The sequence below is a fragment of the Caenimonas soli genome, assembly GCF_013155545.1.
Lineage (GTDB): Bacteria > Pseudomonadota > Gammaproteobacteria > Burkholderiales > Burkholderiaceae_C > Ramlibacter > Ramlibacter soli.
Genome location: NZ_JABJVV010000006.1, coordinates 129,364 through 155,333, shown reverse-complemented (window position 1 = coordinate 155,333; position 25,970 = coordinate 129,364). Strand labels below are relative to the sequence as shown.

Here is a 25,970-nt window from a genome sequence, read left to right as displayed (position 1 = left end):
CTCTTTGTGATACTGCCTAGGCTGCCACTGCCTCGCGCACCGCACTGAGCTGGCGCCGCGATACCGCGAGCACTTCGTCGATGCCGTTCAAGCGCACGGCCCATCCCTCGCCCTCTTCGGGATCGAAGTGTTTTTCGAGCGCGCGAATGGCGCGCCGCGCCACCAGGGCGTTACGGTGAACCCGCAGGAACTGCGCGGCGTAGCGCTCTTCGAGCTCGCTCAGCGACGCGTCCAGAATATAGCTCCTGGAGGCCGTGCGCACAGTGATGTACTTGAGTTCGGCCTTGAAATACAACACTTCCGCCAGCGGCACACGCTCGGTACGGCCGCGGTCCTGGATCAATAGAACTTCCGGCGTCGCGTCCAGCACGCCGCCCTGGGCCTGCACGAGCCGCTCCACCTTCTGCAGGGCGACCTGCAAACGCTCCAGGCGCACCGGCTTGGTCAGGTAGTCCGCTGCCTCCAGCTCGAACGCCGCCACCGCGTGTTCCGTGTGGGCGGTGACGAATACCACGGCCGGCGGCCGCGCCAGCGAGCGCAGGGCCTGGGCCAGGGCCAGGCCGTCCGCGCCCGGCATGTGGATGTCCAGCAGCACGGCGTCGAATTGCAGGCGCCGCAGGAGATCCATGGCCTGCACCGCGTTGGCGGCCTCGCCACCGACCGTGGCCGATGGCGCATCGCACTCCCCCAGCAGCGTGCGAAGGCGCGAGCGCGCCAGGGTTTCGTCGTCCACCACCAGCACTTGCAAACTCATGGGATCGATTGCCTCCTCAAACCGGCACCTCCAACCGTACCTGGTAGATGCCGTCCTTGAGCACCGTCTGGAACTGGCCTTGCACGTCGTGCAGCAGCCGCAGCCGGTCACGCACGTTGTCCTGCGCGACGCCATGGCCAGGCCGGCCCTGGCCGCCAGGCACGGTATTGGTCACCTTGATCACGACCGTGCTGCTGCGACGCTGGGTGCTGATTTTCACCTGCGCCCCCGCGGCGCTGGGTTCCACCCCGTGCTTGACCGCATTTTCCACCAGCGGCTGCAGGACCAGCGGCGGCACTTTGGCGCCGCCCGCCGCGGGGTCCAGCGCCCACTCCACGCGCAAGCGCTCGCCGAAGCGGACCTGCTCTATGTCCAGGTAGCGCCGTGCCAGCGCCACTTCCTCGGCGAGCGTCACCGATTCGCCGGGCTCGACCAAGGCGTGGCGGAACAGGTCGCTCAGGTCTTCCAGGATCGCCTCGGCCCGGGCCGGATCTTCGCGCACCAGGGCGATCGCGCTGTTGAGGGTGTTGAAAAGGAAATGCGGCCGGATGCGGGCCTGCAACTCCGACAACCGGGCCGCGGTGTCCGCCGGCATGCGGCCCTTGGCACGCAGCACGAGCGCGGCCACCTGGGCTGCCGACAGCAGCGCGCCCGCGAAGGCCGAGGCAACCCAGGGCACCGGACCGGCGAATTGAATCAGCGCAAGCAAGGCGCAGCCGTAGACGCCCGCCACGGCGCCCAGCAACACGCCGAACACCTGCTGCACCGCTGGGGCCAGCCGCGCCAGCAGCTTCTTCAGGCTGCAAGCCACGATCAGCCAGGCCAGCGTAGCCGGCAAGGCGGCGGCGCTCAGGACCGAGACGCGCAGCAGCCAGCCCTGGATGCTCGTCGCGCCGAACATAGCCCCGACCGACATCACGGTTTCCACGAACAGGACGGCCCGCAGGATCACCCCCACATGGCAGGCGTCGAACAGCAGCGCCCGCCGCGGCGGCGGCGGTTGGGCCGGGGCGTCCGGGAACGCCGATAATATTTGGGAATCTTTCATCAGAAACTGGCTTTCCGCCCGATTATTGGTGATCCTTGCCGTAACCACCCCGGGGCGAACCAGTATGCAAGCCCTCCTTCACCTGCCATGAACCAACTCGATAAGAAATCCCAGGCCTGGTCGGCCCTGTTCTCGGAGCCGATGAGCGAGTTGGTCAAACGCTATACCGCGAGCGTGTTTTTCGACAAGCGCCTGTGGCAGGCCGACATCGAGGGCTCACTGGCCCACGCCGGCATGCTGGCCCGCCAGGGCATCATCAGCGCCGCCGACCTGTCCGCCATCGAAAAAGGCATGGCCCAGATCGCGCAGGAAATCACCGCGGGCCAGTTCGAGTGGAAGCTCGATCTGGAGGACGTGCACCTGAATATCGAGGCCCGCCTGACGCAACTGGCCGGCGATGCGGGCAAGCGCCTGCACACCGGCCGCAGCCGCAACGACCAGGTCGCGACCGACATCCGCCTGTGGCTGCGAGCCGAGATCGACCTGATCTCCGCGCTGCTGGTCGACCTGCAAAAGGCGCTGCTGGATATCGCCGAAAAGAATGTCGAGGTCATCCTGCCCGGTTTCACGCACCTGCAAGTGGCGCAGCCCGTGAGTTTCGGCCACCACATGCTGGCCTACGTGGAGATGTTCAGCCGCGACACCGAGCGCATGGCCGACGTGCGCAAACGCGTCAACCGGCTGCCGCTGGGCGCCGCCGCCCTGGCCGGCACCAGCTATCCGCTGGATCGCGAACTGGTGGCGCGCACCCTCGGAATGGATGGGGTTTGCGAGAACTCGCTGGACGCGGTGAGCGACCGCGATTTCGCCATCGAGTTCACGGCTGCGGCATCGCTTGCCATGGTGCACATCAGCCGCTTCTCCGAGGAGCTGATCCTCTGGATGAGCCAGAATTTCAGTTTCATCGAGATCGCCGACCGCTTCACCACCGGCTCATCCATCATGCCGCAGAAGAAGAACCCGGATGTGCCCGAGCTCGCCCGTGGCAAGACCGGCCGGGTGGTGGGTCACCTGATGGGCCTGATCACCCTGATGAAGGGCCAGCCCCTGGCCTACAACAAGGACAACCAGGAAGACAAGGAACCGCTGTTCGACACCGTCGATACCCTGAAGGACACGCTGCGCATCTTCGCCGAGATGGTGGGCGGCATCACCGTGAAGCCCGAGGCCATGGAGAAGGCGGCGCTCAAGGGCTATGCCACCGCGACCGACCTGGCCGACTACCTTGTGAAGAAGGGCCTGCCCTTCCGCGACGCCCATGAAACCGTGGCCCATGCGGTCAAGGCCGCCATCTCGCACCAGGTGGACTTGTCGGAACTGCCGCTCACGGTGCTCAAGCAGTTCAACCCGGCCATCGAGAAAGACGTGTACGACGTGCTGTCGCTACGCGGCTCCTTGAACGCCCGCAACACCCTGGGCGGCACGGCGCCGGCGCAAGTGCGCGCGCAGATCGCGCGGCACCGCGCGCGGTTGGGCTGAGCCTCTGCAATTCCCCGTCGGGGGCATGGGATAGCGCACGGCCATTGGAAGGCGCAAGGGACAGGCGCATAGTCCGTGCATGGGCTTTGCAAGCACTGCAATCCATTGGTGGCGTCATGCCGGCCTATGGCTGGCGCGCACGCTTGCCGCGGCACTGGCACTGGCAACGCTGACCGCGGCGGCTGCCGCTGCGCCCGTCGCGGTGCTCAAACTGCAAGGCCCGATCGGTCCCGCCAGCGCCGACTACCTGGAGCGTGGCATACACAAGGCGGGTGAAGCCGGCGCGCCGCTGGTGGTGATCAACCTGGACACGCCCGGCGGGCTGGACACTTCGATGCGGCAGGTCATCCAGGCCATCCTTGCGTCACCCATCCCGGTGGCCGTGTACGTCAGCCCCGAGGGCGCGCGAGCCGCCAGTGCCGGCACCTACATCCTGTACGCCGCGCATATCGCGGCGATGGCTCCCGCCACGACCTTGGGCGCTGCCACGCCGGTGGCGATCGGTTTCCCCGGCATCGAGCGCAAGCCGCCCGCCAAGGAAGACGAGACGCCCAAGGGGGGCGCCAAGCCGGCCCCAGCGTCCAGCGCCCCAGCCGAGGGCCCCCAAGATGCGATGACCGCCAAGCAGGTCCACGATGCAGCTGCCTTCATCCGCGGCCTGGCGCAGCTGCGCGGCCGCAACGCCGAGTGGGCCGAGCGGGCGGTTCGCGAGGCGGTCAGCCTGACGGCCGACGAGGCGCTGAAGGCCAAGGTGATCGACGTGGTCGCGAAGGACCTGCCCGACCTCCTGGCGCAGATCGACGGCCGCAAGGTGCGCGTGCAGGCCACCGACCGCGCGCTCGCCACCCGCGGCGCAGCCTTCGAGGTCCGGCTGCCCGATTGGCGGCAACGGGCGCTCGGGGCGATCACCCATCCGAGTGTCGCGCTGATCCTGATGATGATCGGCGTCTATGGCCTGTTCTTCGAATTCGCCTCGCCCGGCCATGGCGTCCCGGGGGTGGTCGGCACGATCTGCCTGCTGCTGGCGCTGTTTGCGTTGCAGCTGCTGCCGGTGAACTACGCAGCCCTGGCGCTGATCCTTCTCGGCATGGGGCTGCTGATAGCCGAGTTGTTCACACCGACCTTCGGCGTGCTGGGTGCCGGCGGGGTCGCGGCGCTGATCGCCGGGAGTCTATTGCTGTTCGACACCGAGACGCCCGGATTCGGTGTACCACTGGCTTTGGTCCTGGGTCTCGCTGCCGCGTCGGCGGCGATCGTCCTGCTCGGCGGCGGCATGGCAATCAAAGCGCGCCGCAGGCCCATCGTCAGCGGCCGGGAAACCCTGATCGGCCAGTCGGGCGAGGTACTGCAGGTGGGCGATGGCGAAGCCTGGGCCGAGGTCCTGGGCGAGCGCTGGAAGGTGGCCAGCAGCCGGCCCCTGGTGCCGGGCCAGCGCATCCGCGTGCTCGGCCTGCGCGGGCTCACACTCGAAGTGCAGGCCGACAACGAATCCGAAGCCATTGAAAGGCCCACACCATGACCGCCTTCACATTTGCCCCACTCCTGCTGCTGCTGCTGATCCTGTTCGCCATGTCGATCAGGATCCTGCGTGAATACGAACGCGCCGTGGTGTTCCAGCTGGGCAGATTCTGGCGGGTCAAGGGGCCGGGGCTGGTGATCCTGATCCCGGGCATCCAGAAGATGGTGCGGGTCGACTTGCGCATAGTGACCATGGACGTGCCTCCGCAGGACGTCATCTCCCGCGACAACGTGTCGGTGAAGGTCAACGCCGTGGTGTTCTTCCGTGTCATCGATCCACAGAAAGCCATCATCCAGGTGGAGAACTACCTGATGGCGACCAGCCAGTTGGCGCAGACCACCTTGCGCGTGGTGCTGGGCAAGCATGAACTGGACGAGATGCTGGCGGAGCGGGAACGCCTGAACATCGACGTGCAACGCATCCTCGACGCCCAGACCGACGGCTGGGGCATCAAGGTCACGAACGTGGAGATCAAGCACATCGACCTGAACGAATCGATGGTTCGGGCGATTGCCCGCCAGGCCGAGGCCGAACGCGAACGCCGCGCCAAGGTGATCCACGCCGAGGGCGAGAAACAGGCCGCCGCGGCGCTGCTGGAAGCGGCCCAGATGCTCGCCCAGCAACCGGAAGCGATGCAGCTGCGGTATCTCCAGACCATGACACAGGTGGCCGGCGATCGCGGGTCGACCATCGTCTTTCCGCTGCCCTTGAACCTGCTGGGGGCGCTGCTGGGCAAGGACCGCGCCGGAGGGCGCGAGTGAAGGCCGCGTGAGCAAATTTGGGGCCCAGCCCAAAATTCTTCAAACCAGGCGGTGCGTGAACCGCTAGCATTCGGGCACGAGAAGGAGGCAAGCCGTGCCCGTGATCACCAACATCGAAGACCTGCGCGTGCTGGCGCAAAAACGCGTGCCGCGCATGTTCTACGACTATGCCGACTCGGGGTCGTGGACGGAGAGCACGTATCGCGCCAACGAGGCGGATTTCGATCGCATCCTGCTGCGCCAGCGGGTGGCGGTGAACATGGAAAACCGCAGCACCCGCACCAAGATGATCGGCCAGGACGTCGCGATGCCGGTGGCAATCGCCCCCACCGGCCTGACCGGCATGCAGCACGCCGATGGCGAAATCCTGGCGGCGCGGGCGGCGAAGAAGTTCGGCATCCCCTTCACCCTTTCCACGATGAGCATCTGCTCGATCGAGGACGTGGCCAAGGAAACGGGCAACCACCCCTTCTGGTTCCAGCTGTACGTGATGAAGGACCGGCCCTTCATCGAAAACCTGATCGATCGTGCCAAGGCGGCGAACTGCTCCGCCCTGGTACTGACGCTGGACCTGCAGATCCTGGGCCAGCGCCACAAGGATCTGAAGAACGGCCTGTCCGCGCCGCCCAGGCTCACCGTCCCCAACATCCTCAACATGATGAGCAAGCCGCGCTGGTGCCTGGGCATGCTGGGCACCCAGCGCCGCCAGTTCGGCAACATCGTGGGCCACGTCAAGGGTGTGGACAACATGGGCTCGCTGTCCGAGTGGACCGCCAAGCAGTTCGACCCGGCGCTATCGTGGGACGACGTGGCCTGGATCAAGAAGCGCTGGGGCGGCAAGCTCATCCTCAAGGGCATCCAGGACATCGAGGATGCGCGGCTGGCCGTGGACAGCGGTGCCGACGCGTTGATCGTCTCCAACCACGGCGGCAGGCAACTCGATGGCGCACCTTCCTCCATCTCCGCGCTGCCGGAGATCGTCGAAGCGGTGGGACGCCGGATCGAAGTGCACATGGACGGCGGCATCCGCTCGGGCCAGCATGTGCTCAAGGCTGTCGCCCTGGGCGCCAAGGGCACCTACATCGGCCGGGCCATGCTCTACGGCTTGGGCGCGATGGGCGAGGAAGGCGTGGAATACGCGCTGAAGATCATCCACAACGAACTGGACCTGTCGATGGCCTTCTGCGGCCGCACCGACATCAACACGGTGGACAAGAGCATCCTGCTGCCGGGCGCGCACTGAAAGCCGCCGGCTACCGTCCACCCTCTTTCCTGGGCGGCACGGTCTTCAGGTACTCGTAAAGCGCCTGCGTGTCCACGTCGCTCATCTTCGAGAGCGACTCGAACGGCATCACCTTGATCGGGGTTCCATCCGGGCGCTTGCCGGAACGCAGCATCGCAACGAACTGTCCGGCGTCCGGATATCGCTTCATCGCGCTGTTGTCGCCGGGCGTGATGTTGGCCGCCGGCGGCCAGTCGGGCGGGCCGCCCGGGATCTTGCCGCCGGACAGGTGCTCGCCATGGCAGCCGATGCACATGTTGGCCACGTAGGCGCCGTGCTGCGCATTGACGGCCTCCGGGACCGGTTGCGCCGGCGGTAGCGAGTGATCGATCTTGGCCGCCGCGTCCTGGATGGCCCCGAAGCCGTAAAGGATGCGCACCGGCGGCGGGAACTCGACCACCGCGGCGCTGCCGCGCTGCGGGGGCAGGCTGCGCACATAGGAGACCAGCGCGGCCAGGTCCTGGTCGGTAAAACGGTTGTAGTCCTCGCTGGGCATCACCATCAGCGGCCGGCCGCCGGGCCGCACGCCATGGCGGATGGCGCGGACCCAGTCCTCGGGTTGATAGCGGGCGGTCGCGCCGCCGGGCGAGATGTCGGGACCGGCGATGCGCAGGCCCTTGCCGTCGTTGACGAACTCGCGCCCGCCGCCGTTGGCGCCGTGGCAATCCACGCAGCCGCGCGACTCGAACAGGTACTTGCCCCGTTCCAATGCCCGCTGCTCGGTGGCATAGGCCACTGGCTTGACCGGCACCTCGACCGTACGCGTCATCTTGCGTTCGGCCAGCTGATAGCCCAGCACGGCCGCGCCGGCGGCCAGTACCACGATCCCGCCGACGACGCCGACGGTCCACTTGATCCATTTCTTCATTCTTATGCTCCTGGAGGTGCCTCCGGATTTCACACAAAGCGCCGGTTTTGGTCAAGGCCGCAAAATATCGCCATGACTGTCCAGCGCCGCATCGCCCACCTCGACATGGACGCGTTTTTCGCGTCCGTAGAGCTGCTGCGCTACCCGCAGCTCAAGGGCTTGCCGGTGGTCATCGGCGGGGGACGGCGCAGGGTCGACGAGATCGTGCGGCAGCGCCACGCGGATCTTCCGTTGAGCGAAATCCCGGCGTCGGCCTTTCCTCTGCTCAAGGACTATGCGGGCCGCGGCGTGATCACCACCGCCACCTATCCCGCGCGCCAGTTCGGCGTAGGGTCGGCCATGGGCATGATGAAGGCGGCCAAACTATGCCCGCATGCCATCGTGCTGCCGGTGGATTTCGAGGAGGTGCGCAAGTACTCGCGCCTGTTCAAGAACACCATCACCGAGATCGCACCCGTGGTCGAAGACCGCGGCGTGGACGAGGTGTACATCGATTTCACGGACGTCCCCGGCGGCCAGCGCGAAGGCGGCCGCGCGTTGGCGCGCTTGATCCAGCGCGCCATCTTCGACAGGACCGGACTCACCTGCTCCATCGGTGTCGCGCCCAACAAGCTCATCGCCAAGATGGCCAGCGAATTCAACAAGCCCAATGGCATCTCGGTGGTGTGGCAGGAAGATGTGCAAACGAAGATCTGGCCGCTGCCCGTGCGCAAGATCAACGGCATAGGCCCCAAAGCGGAGATGAAGCTCGCCAGGCTGCATCTGCACACGATCGGCGACATCGCGGCGCAAGAGCGCGAGTGGCTGATCGACAACTTCGGCAAATCCTATGGCGCCTGGATGCACGACGCGGCCTGGGGCCGTGACGACCGTCCCGTGGTGACCGAGAGCGAGCCGGTGTCGATGAGCCGCGAAACCACTTTCGATCGCGACCTGCACGCCGTACGCGACAAGGCGGAGTTGGGCGCCATCTTCACCGACCTGTGCGTGAAGCTGGCCGGTGACCTGCAGCGCAAGGGCTACGTGGGCAAGACGATCGGCATCAAGCTGCGCTACGACGACTTCCAGATTGCCACGCGCGACCAGACCATCGAGGAATTCACCGCCGATGGCAAGACCATCCGGCAGGTCGCGGGCCAATGCCTCAAGCGGGTCGACCTGGGGCGGCGCCTGCGGCTGCTGGGTGTGCGAGTGGGCAAGCTGGCAAAAGCCGACGCGCCGCGCCAGGCGCACCGCATTGCGGAACCCGCGCCCCAGCCCGGTACGCTGGACCTGTTCTGAAGCCGCGGGTCACGCCACCAGGATCTCGTCTTGGTGATTGGCGATGTGCAGGTGATGCGCCAGCGCGAATTCGGCTTTGCTGAGCGGTCCGTAGGCGAAGTGCGGCTGGAGCGCGCCGTTGTAGGCATTGAAACGGGAGATGGCCTGACGCAGCCGCAGCGCCGCGGGCTTCCAGTCGGCGCCGGCGGCAAGGGCCGGCGCACCGGGGATCGGTTCAGATAAGTCGTGGTACATGCGGCCCCGCCACTTGAAATAGGCGAAGGCGGCGCTGCCCACGGTGCCCTGGAACAACGCGCTCCTATGTTGCGGGTAGCCGTCCATGCTCATCTCGATGCTCTGCGAAAGATGTTCCAGCACGGCGGCCATGGGCCAGGCACCAATGGCCCTGACGTCGCCCGCTTTTTCCAGGCGGTCGAGCCAGCGCAGCGAGTCATCGAGCGATTGCACTTTGGGCAGGTCAGCCATGGCGACACCTCCGGCAAATGCCAAGGGAACGATCAGGAACTCGCGGCGTTTCATGGGCGGCATCGTAACAAGGTGCACGACCCGTCCTACCTCTGCATCCCGTCTTTGCCTACATGAGCAGAGCCGGCGGGTCTCTACGGTTTTGATTGAGTTCTTATTTTCAGGGGTACCGACATGAAAACACAGCTACGCAACCACGTGACCGCCCTCTTCCTTCTCGCTCCAATCGCCGCGACGTTTACAGCGCTTCCGGTGACGGCGCTGGCACAACCCGCGACGCCGGAAGTGCGTTCACTCGAGGTCACCAGCGACAACGGCGTGAATCCGGGATCGCGCCTGCGGTTCAAGATGGAAGGCACGCCGCGCGCGCAAGCCAGTGTTCGCATCCGGGGCATCCAGGCCAGCATCCCTTTGCGCGAAGTGGAACGCGGCGTCTATGTGGGACGCTACACGGTGACGCGCAGCGACCGCATCGAGGAAGGCGCACCGATCCGGGCCAGCCTGCGGCATGGCAACCGTACCGGCATGGCCAGCTACACCGTACCCCCGGGCCTGACCAGTGTTGCAGTTGCTCCGCCGCCGCCCGCCCAGCTGCGCATCGAGCGGTTCCAGGCCACAGGGCTGGAACGCGTCGAGCCGGGCACCGAGCTCAGATTCATGATTGACGGCATGCCCGGGGCAGTCGCCGTCGTTGATCTGCCGGGCATTGACAACAACGTGCGGATGCGTGAGGTGAGCCCCGGCCACTACGAGGGCAGCTACACCATCAGGCGCGCCGACAACCTGAACCTCTCTGCTCCGGTGGTGGCAAGCTTGCGCGCGGGTGACCGCGTGGTGACCGCGAACCTCGCACCGCCACCACCGGCCGGCGACAATCGCCCGCCTGTTATCGGCAACCTGTCGCCGCGCGAGGGAGATACGGTGAACGCCGCCGGGCCCACGGTCGTGTCCGGCAACTTCGAGGATCGCGGTGGGTCGGGGGTGGATCCGGCCAGCGTGCGCATCCTGCTCTCCGGGCGCAACGTCACGCCGGAGGCGCAGGTTACGCCGCAGTCCTTCACCTTCCGCGCCGCGCTGCCGCCAGGCCGCCACACGGTCGACGTCACGGCCAAGGACCGCGCCGGCAACGCCGTTCGCAGGAGCTGGAGCTTCGATGTTGCCGCGGGCCCGGCCACGGTGCCTCTGCAAATCCTGAGCCATTCGAACAACGCCCAGGTTGACGGCGGCGTGACGCATGTGCGCGGCCGCACCGCGCCGCTCGCATCGGTCAACGTCAAGGTGCATGCGGTGCCGCCGGTCGTCGGCCAGTTCGGCGTGGCGCAGCAGGTGTTCTCGCAGACGATCCAGGCCGACCCCAACGGCCACTTCGAGTTCAGCTTCACGTCGCCCTTCCCGGTACCGGGCACACGCTACGAAGTGTCGCTGGTGGCGAGCAAAGCTGACGTAACCAGCGAAACCCGGCTGGTGCTGTACCAGCGCCAGGGCTAAGCAAGGGTTAGGGGTCGAGCCGGCGCTCACCGGCGTCGGTGGCCCAGCTCGGGGACCGCGGCGGGGGCGCCGGCGGGCCTTCTATCAGTTCGAGCTGTTGCAGCGAGAACAAGGCGATCTGCAGAGACTCGGGCGGCAGGAACTGGCGCGCCTGATCGACGTGCAACTGAGGGTCGCACAAGGCAAGAAGATCGCGCAGGTGGCGCGACAGCCCCCACATGGTGGCGCTGCGCAACACGGCCCTGCCTTTGCGGGTGATCATGTAGACCATGCTGCTCCTGTTGCCGGCGAATCGAAAAGAATGTCTCCAAGGCGACTATCGGAGAACACACTGACAAATCACTGACGCATTACGGCAGAGTTCTATACTGCGCCGCATGAAACCGGACAGCCCGACTCTGCAGGAGCTGCTTGCCCAGACCGCGCGCGGCGACCACGCCGCATTTGCCGCGGTGTACGAACGCACGCATGCGCATCTGTTCGGCGTTGCGCTTCGTATGTTGGGGCGTGAGCAAGCGGCCGAAGATGTATTGCAGGACGCGTTTGTCAGTGTCTGGAAAAGCGCTTCCCAGTACCGCCCGAACGTGGGGGGACATGAAGTGCAGCCTATGACCTGGCTGATCGCGATAGTGCGCAACAAGGCGCTGGATGCCTTGCGCTTGCGCGCGCGCCGCAAGGAAACGGACCTGCCGGACGCCGCTTCGCGGGAGGACGGCGATACGCCGCCGCAAGGCGGAGGCTCGAGCGCGCTCGAATTGCTTTCGCAGGCCAGCCGGGCCTTGCAGATCGAGGGGTGCCTCGGTGGCCTGGACGGCAGCTATCGCCAGAGCCTGGCATTGGCCTATTACCAGGGCCTGTCGCACAGCGAAGTGGCCGCGCAGATGGGTGCACCGCTCGGCTCCGTGAAAGCCTGGATTCGCCGGGGCCTGGAAAAACTCAAGGCCTGCCTGCAGGCCCAAGGCTTGGCGCTGTGAAATACGGTGATCCCCGGCTCGTCGAGCATTTGGCGTCGGCCTATGTGTTGGGCACGCTCACGCGCGGCGCGCGCAACCGCTTCGAACGTCTCAGGCGCGACCGCGCCGACGTGAACCTGGCCGTTTCGCAGTGGGAGGCGCGACTGGGCCAGCTGGCTCAATCGGTTCCCGCCATCCGGCCATCGGCCCGAGTGTGGCGCGCCATCGAAGCTCGCACCCGGCCGGTGGCGCAGGCGCGCTCGCGTAGTGCCTGGCCGGGGTGGCTCAAGCCGGCAGGTGTTGGCCTGGGGGGCCTGGCTGCGGGCCTGGTCGCGGCCCTGGCCCTGATGACGCTGGCTCCCGCAATTTTCCTTTCCGCCGACCAGGCCGCCATGCGCTCGGGCGAGAAGCTGCCCCAGAGTTACGTGGGCCTGCTGACCGACGCCCAAGGCGACGGCAAACTCCTGGTCAGCTCGCTGCGCCATGGCCGCACGATGACCGTGAAGGTCATAGGGCCCATCGCCCCGCCTGCCGCGGGCAGGCTGGTGCTTTGGGCCGTTCCCACCGACGCGCCGCCCTTCATGCTGGGTCCGGTCCCCACGAGCGGATCGGCCGTTTCGATGTTGCCCGACACCTCGGAGAAACTGCTCTCCAAGGTCCGCAAGCTGATCGTGACGCTGGAGTCCAGCGAACGCCCGGCAGCACCCGGGCCCGTGGTGGTTTTCAGCGGGAACTGCGCCAAGCTCTGGTAGCTGCATCCAAATCGTTCGCGTCTTCGTTTGTGGGATGTGCCGCTACTACCTTGCGGCGCGTTCCTTCAACCAACCCAGGAGCATTGCATGACTTCTTCCGCCATCCACCGCCTGTTGGGCCTCCCCGTGCTGGGCCTGGTCCTGGCCTGCGGCGCCTATGCCGCCGACACCGAGACCACACCCGTGCAGAACGTTCGCATCGACGACTTCGCCGCCGGCAAGAAGGCGATCGAAGCCAAGAACTGGAAGGCTGCCTCGGATAGCTTCGCCAATGCGGTGGCCAAGGACCCGCGCAACGCCGACGCCCACAACCTGCTGGGGTACTCGCTGCGCTGGCAGAACCGCTACGACGAGGCGTTTGCCGCCTACGGCAAGGCCCTGGCGCTGGATCCCAACCACAAGGGGGCCCTGCACTACTCCGGCATCGCGTACCTCAAGTCAGGCAAGAAGGCGGAGGCCGAGGCGCAACTGGCGCGACTGAAGGCCGTGTGCGCGGCGTGCGACGAGACCGTCCAATTGGGCAAGGCCATCGCCGACGCGCAGGTCGCGGGGAAGTAAGGCGGTCGGGGCCGGCTGCGCGCGCCTCAGGCGTACGCCAGCTGGCCAAAAACAGAGGCTTCATCCGTGGGGGCCAGCTGCTCGATCAGGCCCAGCGCCATCAGCGCCCGCAAGGACTCATCCAACGATCGAGGCGGCATGACCTGCCGCAACTGCTCGAACCACAGGCCCGAGCCGCACATCATCAACACGTCGTGCAGGTAGCGCGACAGTGAGCCTATGGTTTGTTCCTTGGTTTCGACCAGGTCCACACAGGCACGGCCCTTTGCCGTCAGGCGGAAGCAGCAGGAGGTGGAATTCGCAGGAATGGCAGACACAGCGGTACGGCTCATTTCATGTCTCCTTCAGCGAACGTCCTTGGTGCTTTTACTTTGGTCGACGTCACTGACGAGCGGCTGACGCGGGAGATCGGTATTTACGAGCACCGAAACTGAATGGAATCTGACAAATGGCTGCCATGCCCCGCCACGTCTCGGCAAGCTGCTATCACTTTTGAGGCTCTTGACGACAACTTACACCTAACTTACAGTAATCCTTACGTCGAACTTACAGCCCGGATTCCAGCACGGAGATCGTCATGACGCTCAACGAACTGCAACGCATCAAGAAGTGGCACGTGGCCCATCGCGCCGACCACCCGGTCGAGTACCACTTGTGGGACGCGATACTCACGCTGTGGGTGATGGGCTGGGTCGGGTTCCTGCCCGCTTATGCGTTCGAGCAGTTCTGGACCTTGCCTCTGTGCGCCCTCGCCGTCGCGGCGCCCAGCATGTACGTGGGCTGGCGACTCAAGGCCCATCGCAAGCAGAAGCTGCGCTGCGACTGGCTGCGCTCCTGATACGCCTTTCGCGTGTTGTCCCGCATTTGCCATGCGGAGGAATGGGCGCGCGCTACATTGGCGGCAACATTCCAGCCCAAGGCCCGCCATGCAATGCTTCACCCTGACCCAGCAAGACCACGTCGCGCGCCTGGTTCTCAGTCGCCCGGACGCGCTCAACACCATGCATCCGACGTTCTGGCGCGAGCTGGACGAGGTGCTCACCACCCTGCACCGTGAAGGACAGGCCCGGGCGCTGGTGATCTCATCGACCGGCAAACACTTCAGCGCCGGCATGGCGCTGGAGGCATTCGGCGGCGCCATCACCATGGACGACGCAACGCCGGAAGGCCGCTCCGCGATGTTCGATCTGCTGACGGACATGCAGTCCACCTTCACCAAGCTGGAGACGCTGCGCATCCCGGTCATTGCGGCCATTCAAGGTGGCTGCATCGGCGGCGCGGTGGACATGGTCACGGCCTGCTGCATACGCTACGCCACGGCGGATGCCTTCTTCAGCATCCAGGAGATCAACATCGGCATGGTTGCCGACGTCGGCACGCTGCAGCGCCTTCCCAAGCTGGTGCCGCTGGGGGTGGTCAAGGAACTCGCTTACACCGGCCGCAGGCTGCCGGCGCAAAAAGCGCTGGGCTATGGCCTCGTGAACGAAGTCTTCGATACGCAAGAAGCCATGGTCGCCGCGGCCCTGCAATGCGCCGCCGAGATCGCCGCCAAGCCGCCGGTGGCGATCTGGGGGACCAAGCAGGTAATCCACTACACGCGCGATCATTCGGTGGACGATTCGCTCAAGCAGATGGGATGGATCCAGGGCGCAATCTGGAGCAATGCGCATGTGCGCGAATCCGTCGCCGCCATGAAGAAAAAACGCACGGCAACGTTTCCCGACCTGCCCAAAATTGGATCGTTCCGCGAACTGACCTGAGGCTACTGCCGCGCCGTCCTGACGTTCGGCGGCGGCGACATGGGATGGCTGGTGCGGAACGGGTTGATGTCCAGCCCGCCGCGCCGCGTGTACCGCGCATACACGGCCAGCTTGACCGGTTTGCAGCGCTTCCAGATGTCCATGAAGATGCGCTCGACGCACTGCTCGTGGAATTCGTTGTGGTTGCGAAAACTCACGAGGTAGCGCAGCAGCCCGCCCTGCTCGATCTGAGGGCCGCTGTAGCGGATCTGCACGCTGCCCCAGTCCGGCTGGCCGGTCACCAGGCAGTTGCTTTTCAGCAGGTTGCTGGTCAGCACTTCCTCCACCGGCTTCTCGTCGAACGCCGCTGTCAGCAATTCCGGAGCGGGCGTGTACTGCGTGCATTCGATGTCGAGCCGGTCCAGGCTCAGGCCGTCGAGTTCCTGTACCGGCTCGCGGTCAAACTGGTCGGGCATCAGGATGCGCACGCCCACCGACGACTGGCTGGAAGCGCCACGCCAGGCAGCCTCGCTCACGTCGGCGCGAATGCGATCTCGCACCTCATCCGCCGACGCGAAAGCAGTATTGGTGAAACTGTTGAGGTAGAGCTTGAACGATTTGCTCTCCACGATATTCGGCGTTTCGCACGGCACCGTGATGTGCGCAATTGCCACCTGCGGCTTGCCGCGTGGCGTCAGCCAGCTCAGCTCGAAGGCGCTCCACAGATCGGCGCCGAAAAACGGCACGGCTCCGTGCAAGCCGAGTTCGGCCCGCTTGGGCAGGCGCGAGATCGGAAACAGCAGTGACGCGTCGTAGTGGTCCACATACGGCGCGGGCTTGCCGAGCAGGGATTGTTCGGGTGTGTTCGTCGCCATCAGCTTGCCATCAGATGCGGCACCAGGGGCGGGAGCAGACGCTCGATCACACCCGGCGGCAGGTCGTGTCCCATACCGTCGATGCACACCAACTGCGCGCCTGGGATGCGCCGCGCTGTGTCCTGCCCGCAGGCGAACGGCACGAGCGGATCGTCCTTGCCGTGCACGACGAGGGTCCGCGGTTTGACCCGGGCCAGCTCGTCGGCCCGCCCGGAATCAGCCGCGATAGCCGTCATCTGCCGCACAGTGCCGGCGGGATGGAAGCTGCGCCGCGTGGAGATCAGGATGCGCTCGCGCAGCGCCTCCTCGTCCAGCGGGAAGGCCGGGCTGCCTATGACCTTGAACAGCTTGATGTAGTGGTTGACTATCGCCTGCTCGTCCTGCCCGCTGGGCCGGCTCAGCAATGCCCTAAGCACATGCGACTTGGGGCCGGGAAGATAGCGCGCGCCGCTGGAGCTCATGATGCTGGTCAGGCTCAGCACCCGTTCGGGCGCTGCCAGCGCCGCCCGCTGGGCGATCATGCCGCCCATGCTGACGCCAACCACGTGAGCCCGCGCTATGCCCAGGGCATCCAGCACGCCCAACGCATCTGCCGCCATCTCATGCACGGTGTACGGCGCCTTCACCCGCATCCCCATCCGCTGCTTGAGGCTTTCCCAGACCAGGTTGGGCACACCCAGATGGTCCAGGTGCTCGGACAGGCCGATGTCGCGGTTGTCGAAGCGCACCACGCGAAAACCCTGGTCAACCAGGCCTTTGACGAACGCCGGCGGCCAGGCGATGAGTTGCATGCCCAGCCCCATGATCAGCAGCACCGCCGGACGGCCGGCCTGCGAGCCGTCGGCGCCGGTGTCCTCGACTTCGATGCTGATGCCGTTGGCCTTGACCTTCACGCCACTGGTCACTCGAACCGCCGTTCACGCAGCCACTTGGTGGCGATCCACTTCTCGCCCGCGATCACCGGTGTGCCGCCGTGCAGGGTCTTGGTGGAGGGGTGCGCGCGGTCATAGCTGAAAAACACGGCGTTGCCGCGCTTGGGCGCGACCTCCAGGTGCACATCTGGGAAGCTCGTGGCGCCGCCTTTTTCGGGTTCGCCCAGGTACATGATCAAAGTGCCCACACGCTGGCCCCCGCGCTTGAGGATGGTGGGCGTGCCCGGCTCGTTGGGATCGAAGTAGTCGTAGTGGGGCTTGTATTCGGTCCCGGGGCGGTAATGCAGCACCTGCAGCCCTTCGCCATTTTCCTCGGGCCAGTTGAGCAGCCGCGCGATGCGTGCCTCGATGCGCTTCACCAGATCGTTCTCGGCGCGCTGGAAGAACATGCCGTTGCTGGTGCGATCTGCGTTGACCTCTTCCCCGCCGGTCTTGGTGGCGACGGTGAGCGAGCGAGCCAGGCGCGGCTTGGCCAGTTCAATCAGGCCCTCGCATTCCTCGTCGGACAACAGCCCCCCGAACACGACCACGCGCGGGTGGTACATCGCCTGCAGCACGCAGACCCTGCGGTCACCGGCATCCAGGTAGAGCGGCGCTTCCTCCAGGCCGGGGTCCGGCACCGGCACGGCGGCCGGCAGCCCTTGCTCCTGTGCCTTTTGCTCCAGGTGGACTTTGAGCGTGGATTCCATTGCCTCTATCGCCACATCCTCCGCCCAGCCGGACGCGAGCATGGACTTGAGGACGGCTTCGGCCCCATGGCCCGCCTGCGCCTGCTCGACAATCCACTGCCGCAGCTGCGGCGTGATCTGCTGTGTCTGTGTCGTGCTCATTTTTCGATCCTACGCCTGAACACCATCCGGTCGGGAAGCGACGCGCCCGCGTCGAATGCATAGCCATCGACGCTGAAGGCTTCCAGTTTACGGGGAGTGTCGATGCGGTGGGTGGTCGCGTAACGCGCCATCAAACCTCTCGCCTTCTTGGCCGGAAAGCTGATGATCTTGTAGACCCCGCCCTTCCACTCCTCGAATACGCAGTCGATCACCCGGGCCTTGAGAACGCTCCGGTCCACCGCCTTCGAGTATTCCTGCGATGCCAGGTTCACCACCACCGGCGTCTTCTGGGCGACCAGCCGCTGATTCAGGTAGTCCGCGATTTGCGTACCCCAGTATTGGTAGAGATTTTTGGTTGCGCCGACCGCCAGCTGCGTGCCCATTTCCAGCCGGTAAGGCTGCATCCGGTCCAGCGGCCGGAGCACACCGTACAGGCCGCTCAGGATGCAGATGTGCTCCTGCGCCCAGTCCAGGTCCGCCGGCTTGAGCGTTTTGGCAGCCAGCCCGTCATACACGTCGCCGTTGAAGGCCAGCACGGCCTGCTTGGAGTTCTTGGCGGTGAAACGCGGCGACCAGGCTTGGTAGCGCGCGGCATTGAGCCCGGCCAGCGCGTCGCTCAGGTCCATCAGCTGGGCCACCTGCGCCGGCGACTTTTTCTTCAATACACCGATCAGCTGGGCCGATTGCTTGGCAAATAACGGCTGGGTGTGCGGCAAATCGCCCGCGGAAGTGTCGTAATCAAGCGACTTGGCGGGGGAAAGCAGGAACAACATGCCGGCGATTATGCTTTCCAGGCACGGCCGCTCAACCATTGGCAGCCCGCAATGGCGACCACCAGCGCGGCATAGGTCGCCATCTTGCCGTCCACGCCGAAATACCACAGGCCAGCCACCAGCACCGCCACGCCCGCTACGAAATTGATAGCGATATGCGACCACCAAGCAAGGCCCTCGGGCCGGTGGGGCAGGATGATGCGGGCGGCGAGCGCGACCAGAACGGCCACCGCCAAGGCGGGGGCAGCGAAGCTCAGCAGGTGAATGATTGTGTCCAGCGGGCCCATCTTGGGGTATTTGAGCAAGCGCAAGTGCTTGATATTGCGTAAATTTTATAATCCCGGCATGGCAGTCTGGGCTTTGGGCATCAATCACACGACCGCGCCGCTGGATTTGCGCGGCCGTTTCGCCTATGCCATCGACCAGGTCGAGCCTACCCTGCGGTCCTTGCGCGAGTCATTGTCACGCCGCCACGAGGCCACGATCCTATCCACCTGCAACCGCACGGAAATCTATTGCGCGGGCGAGCACAGCGACGCGGAACGCACGCTGGAGTGGCTCGCGCGATCGGGCGGCGTGTCGCCCACGCTGTTGCGATCGCATGCCTACACCCTGCACGACGGCCTGGCTGCTCGCCATGCCTTCCGCGTCGCCAGCGGGCTGGACTCGATGGTGCTGGGCGAGCCCCAGATCCTGGGCCAGATGAAGGATGCGGTCCGCGTCGCCAACCAGGCCGGTGCGCTGGGCACCACGCTCAACCAGCTATTCCAGAGATCTTTCGCCGTTGCCAAAGAAGTGCGCAGCTCCACCGAGATCGGCGCCCATTCCATCAGCATGGCCGCGGCCGCGGTTCGCCTCGCCAGCCAATTGTTCGAAGACCTGGGCAAGACCCGTATTCTGTTCGTCGGCGCGGGTGACATGATCGAGCTCGCGGCGACCCACTTCGCCGCGCGCAACCCCAAGGGCATCGCCATCGCCAACCGCACGCTGGAGCGCGGAGAACGGCTGGCCACGCGTTTCGGCGGCGAGGTGATGAAACTCGCCGACCTGCCGGCCCGCCTGCACGAATTCGACGCGGTGATCAGCTGCACCGCCAGCACCCTGCCCATCATCGGGCTGGGCGCGGTGGAGCGCGCACTCAAGGCCCGCAAGCACCGTCCCATGTTCATGGTCGATCTGGCCGTGCCGCGCGACATCGAACCCGAGGTGAAGGCGCTCGAGGACGTGTACCTCTATACCGTGGACGACCTCGCCAGCGTCGTCCAGACCGGCCATGCCAACCGCCAGGCGGCCGTGGCGCAAGCCGAGGCCATCATCGACGCCGGCGTGCAGAGCTTCCTGCACTGGATCGACCAGCGCGGCAGCGTGCCCCTGATCCAGCAGCTCAATGCGCAGGCCGACGAATGGCGCACGCTGGAACTGGCGCGGGCCCGCAAGATGCTCGCCAAGGGCGAGAACATCGATGCGGTGCTGGAGGCCCTGTCCAAGGGGCTCACCCAGAAGATGCTGCACGGCGCCATGGCCGAGCTGCATGGCGGCGACGCGTCCGCGCGCGAGCGCGCCAGCTCCGCCATCCAGCATTTCTTCCTGCGCAAAGAGCGTTAGCGGCGCCCGCCGCTCTTGCCCCGCTTCTTCCAAAAAGCGCCGGGCCGCCCCAAGCTTTTTGGCTGATTAACCGCTGAAAAATGACGCGAAGGGGCGCAGACCCGCAGCGTTATTTTCCAGCGAACTTCCATGAAACCCTTTCTCCGACAGCAACTAGAACGCTACCCGGTCCGCCTGCAGGAACTCGACTTCTTTCTGCAGCAACCCGACGTGGCGCAGGACATGGAGCGCTACCGCGCCCTCACCCGCGAGCACGCGGAGGTGAGCGAAGTAGCCGGCCTTTTCGAAAGGTTCAGGCAGCTCGAGAGCGGCCTGGCCCAGGCCCGCGAGATGCTGGAAGACCCCGAGATGGCAGACATGGCGCGCGACGAGATCGCCGCGATCGAGGCCGAAATGCCCGCGCTGGAAGACGAGTTGCAGCGGATGCTGCTGCCCAAGGATCCCGACGACGTGCGCAACGCCTTTCTCGAAATCCGCGCCGGCACCGGCGGGGACGAGTCGGCCCTGTTCGCCGGCGACCTGCTGCGCATGTATGTGCGCTACGCCGAGCGCCAGGGCTGGCGAACCGAGATCGTCAGCGAGAGTCCGGGCGAAGTGGGGGGCTACAAGGAAGTGGTGATCCGCGCCGTGGGCGACGGCGTCTATGGCAAGCTCAAGTTCGAGTCGGGCGGCCACCGGGTGCAACGCGTGCCGGCAACCGAAACGCAGGGGCGCATCCATACCAGCGCCTGCACGGTCGCCGCCCTGCCCGAGCCCGACGAGGCGCAGGCGGTGCAGATCAATCCCGCCGACCTGCGCATCGACACCTACCGCGCCAGCGGGGCGGGCGGCCAGCACGTGAACAAGACGGACTCGGCCGTCCGCATCACCCACATTCCGACGGGCATCGTGGCCGAATGCCAGGACGACCGTTCCCAGCACCGCAACAAGGCCAAGGCCATGCAGGTGCTGGCGGCGCGCATCAAGGAAAAGGAACGCAGCGAGCGAGCGGCGAAAGAGGCCGCCACCCGCAAGGGCCTGATCGGCAGCGGCGATCGCAGCGACCGCATCCGCACCTACAACTTCCCGCAAGGGCGGCTCACCGACCACCGCATCAACCTCACCCTGTACAAGCTGCAATTTGCCATGGAAGGCGACTTGGACGAGGTCATCGAGGCGCTGCTGCTGGCCCGCAAGGCCGAGCAGCTGGAAGAACTCGAGTTCAGCCAGGGAGCGGGCCGGTGACGGTGACCCAGGCACTGGCGGCGGCAACGGCCCTGGGGCTGGAGCGCATCGACGCGCAATTGCTTCTGCTGCAGGCGTTTGGCCGCGCGCAAGCGGATAGAGCCTGGCTGCTGGCGCATGACACGGACGAATTGCCCGAGCTCCAGCAAGCGCAGTTCCTGCAGCTGTGCCAGCGGCGCGCCAGCGGCGAACCGCTGGCCTATATCGTGGGCTGCAAGGAGTTTTTCGGCCTGGACCTGCTCGTCGACCGGCGCGTCCTCGTGCCCCGTCCGGACACGGAAACGCTGGTGGAGTGGGCGCTGGAACTTTCCGCGGTCCGCAATGACAGCCTTGCTCCCCGGGTGATCGACCTCGGGACCGGCAGCGGCGCCATCGCCCTCGCGATCAAGAAGGCGCTGCCACGCGCCACGGTGCACGCCACCGATGCAAGCCCCGAGGCCCTGGAGGTTGCCCGCGAAAACGCGCGTCGGCTGTCGCTGGGGGTCGAATTTCGCCGGGCTTCGTGGCTGGCAGGCGTCGAGGGCCGCTACGACCTCATCGTCAGCAACCCGCCCTATGTGGCGGCCAATGACCCGCACCTGGCCGCACTGGCCCATGAACCCTTGAGCGCGCTGGCTGCTGGCCCCGACGGCCTGGCGGATATCCACACCATCGTTACCCAGGCTCCCGCCTACCTGCGCTCCGGCGGCTGGCTGCTCCTGGAGCACGGCCACGACCAGGCCCCGGCCGTGCGCGAGCTGCTGGCCGCTGCCGGCTTCCAGGGTGTAGCCAGCCGACGCGACTTGGCGGGCATAGAACGCTGCTCCGGCGGCAAATGGCTTGAACTGGGATAATTGAGCCCAATGTTTGACAGGCAACCGGCCCCGTATGGAGATTTCCCCATGAGTAACGCTCAACAACGCATCGACCAGCTGGTCAAGGGCAGCGACGTGCTGCTGTTCATGAAAGGCAATGCCAGCTTTCCCATGTGCGGCTTCTCGGGACGCGCCATCCAGATCCTCAAAGCCTGCGGTGTCGATCCCAAGGCAGTGACCACCGTGAACGTGCTGGAAGACGACGAGATCCGCCAGGGCATCAAGGAATACAGCAACTGGCCGACCATCCCCCAGCTTTACGTCAAGGGTGAATTCGTCGGCGGCTCGGACATCATGATGGAGATGTACCAGAGCGGCGAATTGCAGCAGGTGCTGGGCAGCACCCCAAGCTGACGGCGGCTGAACTGTCGGCAATTGCTGACATTCGCTTGCGGTCGTAAGCACACTCCATTGAACTCTGGCACGGCTTATGCTGGAATGAGCATGCAAGCCCTGCATTAGGAGTGCTCGATGGAAACACGCAGTCTCGTTCCTCATCAGTCTTCTTCGTTCAAGCTGCCGATTGCCAATCTGCGCAGCGTGTTCCGCACACACGACGTGGAGCGCAAGCTGGCCAAGCTCCCCGGCAGGGACCACGAGAACCTGCGCACCACTTACGAGCGGATGCTGGAGCGCGGCCCCGAACGCTTCCAGGTCAAGCCCAGTGGCATCCCCGACATGGCGTCGCTGTACGACCAGTTGCCCAACTTCACGGCGGCGCTGGACGACGTCAAGCGCCATGTCGCCCTGTCGCAGGACTGCCGCGATGGCCTGGACGTCACCCCCATGCTGCTGCTAGGCCCGCCAGGCATAGGCAAGACCCATTTCGCGCGCAAGCTGGCCGACCTGCTGGGCACCGGCATGAGCCTGGTTCCCATGAGCTCCATGACGGCGGGCTGGCTGCTTTCCGGCGCGTCGTCGCAGTGGAAAGGCGCCAAGCCCGGCAAGGTGTTCGAAGCGCTGGTGGACGGCCAGTACGCCAATCCGGTCATCGTGGTGGACGAGATCGACAAGGCGAGTGCCGACGCGCAGTACGACCCGCTGGGTGCGATGTACAGCCTGCTGGAACACGACACCGCCGGCGCCTTCATGGACGAATTCGCGGAAGTCGCGATCGACGCCAGCCAGGTGATCTGGATCATGACGGCCAACGACGAGCGCTGCATTCCGGAGCCCATCCTCAACCGCATGAACGTGTTCGAGATCGAACCGCCCTCGCCCGAGGCGGCGCGTCGCATCGCCCGCAACCTGTACGTTTCGATTCGCGCGGAACACGGATGGGGCGAGCGTTTCGAGGCCGAACCCCTGGACGACGTGCTGGACCAATTGGCCGAACTTGCGCCGCGCGACATGCGGCGCGCGCTGATGACGGGCTTTGGCAATGCCCGGCTCAATGCGCGCGGCGAAATTTCCGTGGACGACCTGCCCAAGGCCGCTTCCGCCAAGGGCAAGCTGGGCTTCCTGCAATAGGCAGGTCAGCCGGGGCCGCTGGGGGCCTTGTCCGGCGGCTTGCCCGGGTCAGGGCTGCTTTCGACGGGAGGCGGGTCGTTGAAGTCCCAGTTCTTGCTCGCGGCGAACACCGCGTTCGGGTACGGCGGCTTGCCACGGCTGCCGTTATAGCGGCCCAGCGCCATGAACAGGTCGCCGCGCTCGCGATCTATGTAGTGGCGCAGGATCACGCAGCCGAAGCGCAAGTTGGTCTGCATGTGAAACAGCTTGCCGGCATCGCCGTCACCGATCACGCGCGTCCAGAACGGCATGACCTGCATGTAGCCGCGCGCGCCGACCGAACTCACGGCGAACTTGCGGAAATTGCTTTCGACCTGGATCAGCCCGAGCACCAGGCCGGTATCCAAGCCGGCACGCCTGCTCTCGTACCAGACCGTCTGCAGGAACTCCTTGCGCTCCAGCCATTCGGTCTTTCTTTTCGCGAGCCGGCGGCTCATCGCGCCAAGCCAGCGCAGGTAAGCCAGCCTGCCCTGCACGTCGGTGAATTCAGGAACCGGAGGCGCCGAGTTGGCGATCGCCGAGCTCAACACGTTGCGCACGGAATCGGCCAGCGGCTCTTCGATCTGCCCGCCCGCTTGCGCCGGCCCCCAGGCCAACGCGAGGCCCAGTCCCGCAGGCAGAGTCTTGAGGCAATCGCGGCGGCTGATCACTCGGCGAGCCGGCCCTTGACGAAGCCGAGGATTTCGCCCGCCGCGACCTTGGTCGCTTGCGCATCGCGCCGATGCTGGTATTCCAGCTGGCCTTCCTTGAGGCCGCGGTCCGAGATCACCACGCGATGCGGCACGCCGATCAGTTCCCAGTCGGCGAACATGGCGCCCGGGCGCTCGCCGCGGTCGTCGAGCATCACGTCCACGCCCGCCGCCTGCAGTTCGTCGTGCAGCTTTTGCGCGGCGGCCTTCACTTCGTCGCTGCGGTCCATGCCGATCGGGCAGACCACGACAGTGAAGGGCGCGATGGCATCCGGCCAGATGATGCCGCGCTCGTCGTGGTTCTGTTCGATGGCCGCGGCCGGCAGCCGGGTGATGCCGATGCCGTAGCAGCCCATCTCCATCAGTTTCGGCTTCCCCGTCTCGTCCAGGAACGTCGCGCTCATCGCCGCGCTGTACTTGGTCCCCAGGTAGAACACATGCCCGACCTCGATGCCGCGCTCTATGGCCAGCGTTCCCTTGCCGTCGGGCGAGAGATCGCCTTCGACCACGTTGCGCAAGTCGGCGATGGCATCGGGTTCAGGCAGGTCGCGTCCCCAGTTGACACCGGTGAAGTGGAAGCCTTCTTCGTTGGCGCCGCAGATCCAGTCGGCCATCACGGCCACTTCCCGGTCGGCGACGACCTTGACGGGTTTCTTCACGGCGATCGGGCCCAGGTAGCCGGGCTTGGTGCCGAAGTGCTCCACGACTTCCGCCACGGTGGCGAAGCGGAACCCGCCGTCGAGGCCCGGCACCTTGGCGACCTTGATCTCGTTCATGTCGTGGTCGCCGCGCACGAGCAGCAGCCAGACCTGGGTCTTGATGATTTCGCCGCGCTCGTTCAACTGGTCCGTGGCCAGCACCAGCGACTTCACGGTCGTCGCCAGCGGCACGTTCAGCAGAGCCGCAACATCCGGGCAGGTGGCCTTGCCCGGCGTCGGCGTCTTGGACAGCGTTTGCAGGGGCTCCCTGCGCGACCCTTGCGGCGGCAGTGCTTCGGCCTTCTCCATGTTGGCGGCGTAGTCGCTGGCAGCGCAATAGACAATGGCGTCCTCCCCGGTTGCCGCGATCACCTGGAATTCCTCGCTCAGGTCGCCGCCGATCGCGCCGCTGTCGGCCGCCACGGCGCGATAACGCAAGCCAAAGCGGTCGAAGATGGCACGGTAGGCTTGCGCCATCACCTGATAGCTGGCCTTGGCCGCCGCCACATCGCGGTCGAAGCTGTAGGCGTCCTTCATGGTGAACTCGCGCGCGCGCATCACGCCGAAGCGCGGCCGGCGCTCATCGCGGAATTTGGTCTGGATGTGGTACAGGTTCTTCGGCAACTGCTTGTAGCTGCGCAGTTCCTGCCGCGCGATGTCGGTCACCACCTCCTCGCTGGTCGGCTGGATGATGAAGTCGCGGTCGTGCCGGTCCTTCACGCGCATCAGCTCGGGGCCCATCTTCTCCCAGCGCCCCGTTTCCTGCCAGAACTCGGCCGGCTGCACGACGGGCATCAGCAGTTCGACGGCGCCCGCGCGGTTCATCTCCTCGCGCACGATGGCCTCCACCTTGCGGATGACGCGCAGGCCCATGGGCATGTAGCTGTAGATGCCGGCGCCGAGCTTCTTGATCATGCCGGCTCGGGTCATGAGCTGGTGGCTTACAACTTCCGCGTCGGCGGGCGCTTCCTTTTGGGTGGAAATGAGGAACTGGGAGGCTTTCATCGGGTGCGTGTGGCGGTAGCCACTGAGCC

General features: G+C 65.8%; 29 protein-coding genes. 16 read left to right on the top strand and 13 right to left on the bottom strand.

Annotation, left to right across the window (positions count from 1 at the left end; all coding sequences use genetic code 11):
- Positions 1-16: 16 nt before the first annotated feature.
- On the bottom strand, positions 17-754 hold the full coding sequence (locus tag HNE04_RS11080; protein ID WP_172218784.1) for a LytR/AlgR family response regulator transcription factor: 738 nt from the start codon (positions 752-754) through the stop codon (positions 17-19).
- Positions 755-770: 16 nt separating this feature from the next.
- Positions 771-1,802 (bottom strand): sensor histidine kinase, encoded by a 1,032-nt coding sequence (locus HNE04_RS11075; RefSeq protein ID WP_172218782.1) that lies wholly within the window; start codon positions 1,800-1,802, stop codon positions 771-773.
- A gap of 87 nt (positions 1,803-1,889) precedes the next feature.
- Between HNE04_RS11075 and argH the strand changes: the two genes are divergently transcribed.
- The 4 genes from argH (at position 1,890) to HNE04_RS11055 (ending at position 6,804) form a co-directional block, all read left to right on the top strand.
- Entirely contained in the window at positions 1,890-3,281 is a 1,392-nt protein-coding gene (gene argH, locus HNE04_RS11070) for an argininosuccinate lyase (RefSeq protein ID WP_172218780.1), read from the top strand.
- A 79-nt stretch (positions 3,282-3,360) separates the two neighbouring features.
- Positions 3,361-4,800: an NfeD family protein gene (locus HNE04_RS11065; protein WP_172218778.1), complete on the top strand. Its 1,440-nt coding sequence runs from the start codon at positions 3,361-3,363 to the stop codon at positions 4,798-4,800.
- Positions 4,797-5,561 carry a slipin family protein gene (locus HNE04_RS11060; RefSeq protein WP_172218776.1) on the top strand — a complete coding sequence of 255 codons (765 nt, stop codon included), beginning with the start codon at positions 4,797-4,799 and terminating at the stop codon, positions 5,559-5,561. The genes HNE04_RS11065 and HNE04_RS11060 overlap by 4 nt, the downstream gene beginning before the upstream one ends.
- Before the next feature lie 94 nt (positions 5,562-5,655).
- Positions 5,656-6,804 carry an alpha-hydroxy acid oxidase gene (locus HNE04_RS11055; RefSeq protein WP_172218774.1) on the top strand — a complete coding sequence of 383 codons (1,149 nt, stop codon included), beginning with the start codon at positions 5,656-5,658 and terminating at the stop codon, positions 6,802-6,804.
- Between the two features lie 10 nt (positions 6,805-6,814).
- Here the strand turns inward: HNE04_RS11055 and HNE04_RS11050 are convergent, their stop codons facing one another.
- Positions 6,815-7,711 carry a c-type cytochrome gene (locus HNE04_RS11050; protein WP_172218772.1) on the bottom strand — a complete coding sequence of 299 codons (897 nt, stop codon included), beginning with the start codon at positions 7,709-7,711 and terminating at the stop codon, positions 6,815-6,817.
- A 72-nt stretch (positions 7,712-7,783) separates the two neighbouring features.
- Here HNE04_RS11050 and HNE04_RS11045 point away from each other — a divergent pair, with 72 nt between their 5' ends.
- Positions 7,784-8,992 carry a Y-family DNA polymerase gene (locus tag HNE04_RS11045; RefSeq protein ID WP_172218770.1) on the top strand — a complete coding sequence of 403 codons (1,209 nt, stop codon included), beginning with the start codon at positions 7,784-7,786 and terminating at the stop codon, positions 8,990-8,992.
- 9 nt (positions 8,993-9,001) lie between these two features.
- On the opposite strand, the gene HNE04_RS11040 is transcribed toward HNE04_RS11045, so the two are convergent.
- Positions 9,002-9,511, bottom strand: a complete 510-nt coding sequence (locus tag HNE04_RS11040; protein WP_172218769.1) for a DUF1569 domain-containing protein — start codon at positions 9,509-9,511, stop codon at positions 9,002-9,004.
- 120 nt (positions 9,512-9,631) lie between these two features.
- Here HNE04_RS11040 and HNE04_RS11035 point away from each other — a divergent pair, with 120 nt between their 5' ends.
- Positions 9,632-10,945 (top strand): Ig-like domain-containing protein, encoded by a 1,314-nt coding sequence (locus tag HNE04_RS11035; RefSeq protein ID WP_172218768.1) that lies wholly within the window; start codon positions 9,632-9,634, stop codon positions 10,943-10,945.
- A gap of 7 nt (positions 10,946-10,952) precedes the next feature.
- Here the strand turns inward: HNE04_RS11035 and HNE04_RS11030 are convergent, their stop codons facing one another.
- On the bottom strand, positions 10,953-11,207 hold the full coding sequence (locus HNE04_RS11030) for a hypothetical protein (RefSeq protein ID WP_172218767.1): 255 nt from the start codon (positions 11,205-11,207) through the stop codon (positions 10,953-10,955).
- A 115-nt stretch (positions 11,208-11,322) separates the two neighbouring features.
- Between HNE04_RS11030 and HNE04_RS11025 the strand changes: the two genes are divergently transcribed.
- The 3 genes from HNE04_RS11025 (at position 11,323) to HNE04_RS11015 (ending at position 13,208) form a co-directional block, all read left to right on the top strand.
- Entirely contained in the window at positions 11,323-11,919 is a 597-nt protein-coding gene (locus tag HNE04_RS11025) for an RNA polymerase sigma factor (protein WP_172218766.1), read from the top strand.
- Positions 11,916-12,650, top strand: a complete 735-nt coding sequence (locus HNE04_RS11020) for an anti-sigma factor (protein WP_172218765.1) — start codon at positions 11,916-11,918, stop codon at positions 12,648-12,650. The genes HNE04_RS11025 and HNE04_RS11020 overlap by 4 nt, the downstream gene beginning before the upstream one ends.
- Positions 12,651-12,737: 87 nt before the next feature.
- Positions 12,738-13,208: a tetratricopeptide repeat protein gene (locus HNE04_RS11015; RefSeq protein ID WP_172218764.1), complete on the top strand. Its 471-nt coding sequence runs from the start codon at positions 12,738-12,740 to the stop codon at positions 13,206-13,208.
- Between the two features lie 26 nt (positions 13,209-13,234).
- On the opposite strand, the gene HNE04_RS11010 is transcribed toward HNE04_RS11015, so the two are convergent.
- Positions 13,235-13,540 carry a hypothetical protein gene (locus tag HNE04_RS11010; RefSeq protein ID WP_172218763.1) on the bottom strand — a complete coding sequence of 102 codons (306 nt, stop codon included), beginning with the start codon at positions 13,538-13,540 and terminating at the stop codon, positions 13,235-13,237.
- A gap of 245 nt (positions 13,541-13,785) precedes the next feature.
- Between HNE04_RS11010 and HNE04_RS11005 the strand changes: the two genes are divergently transcribed.
- Together HNE04_RS11005 and HNE04_RS11000 are read left to right on the top strand one after the other, a co-directional pair.
- The gene (locus tag HNE04_RS11005) at positions 13,786-14,046 is read left to right on the top strand and encodes a hypothetical protein (protein ID WP_172218762.1); all 261 of its coding nucleotides are present in this window, start codon (positions 13,786-13,788) and stop codon (positions 14,044-14,046) included.
- An 88-nt stretch (positions 14,047-14,134) separates the two neighbouring features.
- Positions 14,135-14,968 (top strand): enoyl-CoA hydratase-related protein, encoded by an 834-nt coding sequence (locus HNE04_RS11000; RefSeq protein WP_172218761.1) that lies wholly within the window; start codon positions 14,135-14,137, stop codon positions 14,966-14,968.
- A 2-nt stretch (positions 14,969-14,970) separates the two neighbouring features.
- On the opposite strand, the gene queF is transcribed toward HNE04_RS11000, so the two are convergent.
- Genes queF through HNE04_RS10975 form a run of 5 tightly spaced genes read right to left on the bottom strand, consistent with a single transcriptional unit; the run spans position 14,971 to position 18,668 of the window.
- Positions 14,971-15,822, bottom strand: a complete 852-nt coding sequence (queF, locus tag HNE04_RS10995; RefSeq protein ID WP_172218759.1) for an NADPH-dependent 7-cyano-7-deazaguanine reductase QueF — start codon at positions 15,820-15,822, stop codon at positions 14,971-14,973.
- On the bottom strand, positions 15,822-16,715 hold the full coding sequence (locus tag HNE04_RS10990) for an alpha/beta hydrolase (protein ID WP_172219119.1): 894 nt from the start codon (positions 16,713-16,715) through the stop codon (positions 15,822-15,824). Before HNE04_RS10990 ends, queF begins: the two co-directional genes overlap by 1 nt.
- Before the next feature lie 8 nt (positions 16,716-16,723).
- Positions 16,724-17,584 carry a 2OG-Fe(II) oxygenase gene (locus tag HNE04_RS10985; RefSeq protein ID WP_172218757.1) on the bottom strand — a complete coding sequence of 287 codons (861 nt, stop codon included), beginning with the start codon at positions 17,582-17,584 and terminating at the stop codon, positions 16,724-16,726.
- Positions 17,581-18,357 carry a peroxide stress protein YaaA gene (yaaA, locus tag HNE04_RS10980; protein ID WP_172218755.1) on the bottom strand — a complete coding sequence of 259 codons (777 nt, stop codon included), beginning with the start codon at positions 18,355-18,357 and terminating at the stop codon, positions 17,581-17,583. Before yaaA ends, HNE04_RS10985 begins: the two co-directional genes overlap by 4 nt.
- Positions 18,358-18,365: 8 nt before the next feature.
- Positions 18,366-18,668: a hypothetical protein gene (locus tag HNE04_RS10975; protein WP_328700309.1), complete on the bottom strand. Its 303-nt coding sequence runs from the start codon at positions 18,666-18,668 to the stop codon at positions 18,366-18,368.
- Positions 18,669-18,702: 34 nt separating this feature from the next.
- On the opposite strand from HNE04_RS10975, the gene hemA reads away from it, so the two are divergent.
- From hemA to HNE04_RS10955, 5 genes are all read left to right on the top strand, one after another.
- Positions 18,703-19,962, top strand: a complete 1,260-nt coding sequence (gene hemA / locus HNE04_RS10970; RefSeq protein ID WP_172218753.1) for a glutamyl-tRNA reductase — start codon at positions 18,703-18,705, stop codon at positions 19,960-19,962.
- Positions 19,963-20,091: 129 nt separating this feature from the next.
- Positions 20,092-21,186, top strand: a complete 1,095-nt coding sequence (prfA, locus tag HNE04_RS28035) for a peptide chain release factor 1 (RefSeq protein ID WP_235964929.1) — start codon at positions 20,092-20,094, stop codon at positions 21,184-21,186.
- Positions 21,183-22,019 carry a peptide chain release factor N(5)-glutamine methyltransferase gene (gene prmC / locus HNE04_RS10965; protein WP_328700308.1) on the top strand — a complete coding sequence of 279 codons (837 nt, stop codon included), beginning with the start codon at positions 21,183-21,185 and terminating at the stop codon, positions 22,017-22,019. Before prfA ends, prmC begins: the two co-directional genes overlap by 4 nt.
- Before the next feature lie 48 nt (positions 22,020-22,067).
- Positions 22,068-22,394, top strand: coding sequence for a Grx4 family monothiol glutaredoxin (gene grxD / locus HNE04_RS10960; protein ID WP_172218749.1), 327 nt, complete (start codon positions 22,068-22,070; stop codon positions 22,392-22,394).
- Positions 22,395-22,511: 117 nt separating this feature from the next.
- Entirely contained in the window at positions 22,512-23,510 is a 999-nt protein-coding gene (locus tag HNE04_RS10955) for an AAA family ATPase (protein ID WP_172218747.1), read from the top strand.
- A 5-nt stretch (positions 23,511-23,515) separates the two neighbouring features.
- Here HNE04_RS10955 and HNE04_RS10950 read toward each other — a convergent pair whose 3' ends face one another.
- Together HNE04_RS10950 and HNE04_RS10945 are read right to left on the bottom strand one after the other, a co-directional pair.
- Positions 23,516-24,199, bottom strand: coding sequence for a lytic transglycosylase domain-containing protein (locus tag HNE04_RS10950; protein WP_172218733.1), 684 nt, complete (start codon positions 24,197-24,199; stop codon positions 23,516-23,518).
- A complete protein-coding gene (locus tag HNE04_RS10945) occupies positions 24,196-25,941 on the bottom strand; it encodes a proline--tRNA ligase (RefSeq protein ID WP_172218732.1) in 1,746 nt (581 codons plus the stop codon). The genes HNE04_RS10950 and HNE04_RS10945 overlap by 4 nt, the downstream gene beginning before the upstream one ends.
- Positions 25,942-25,970: the final 29 nt, after the last annotated feature.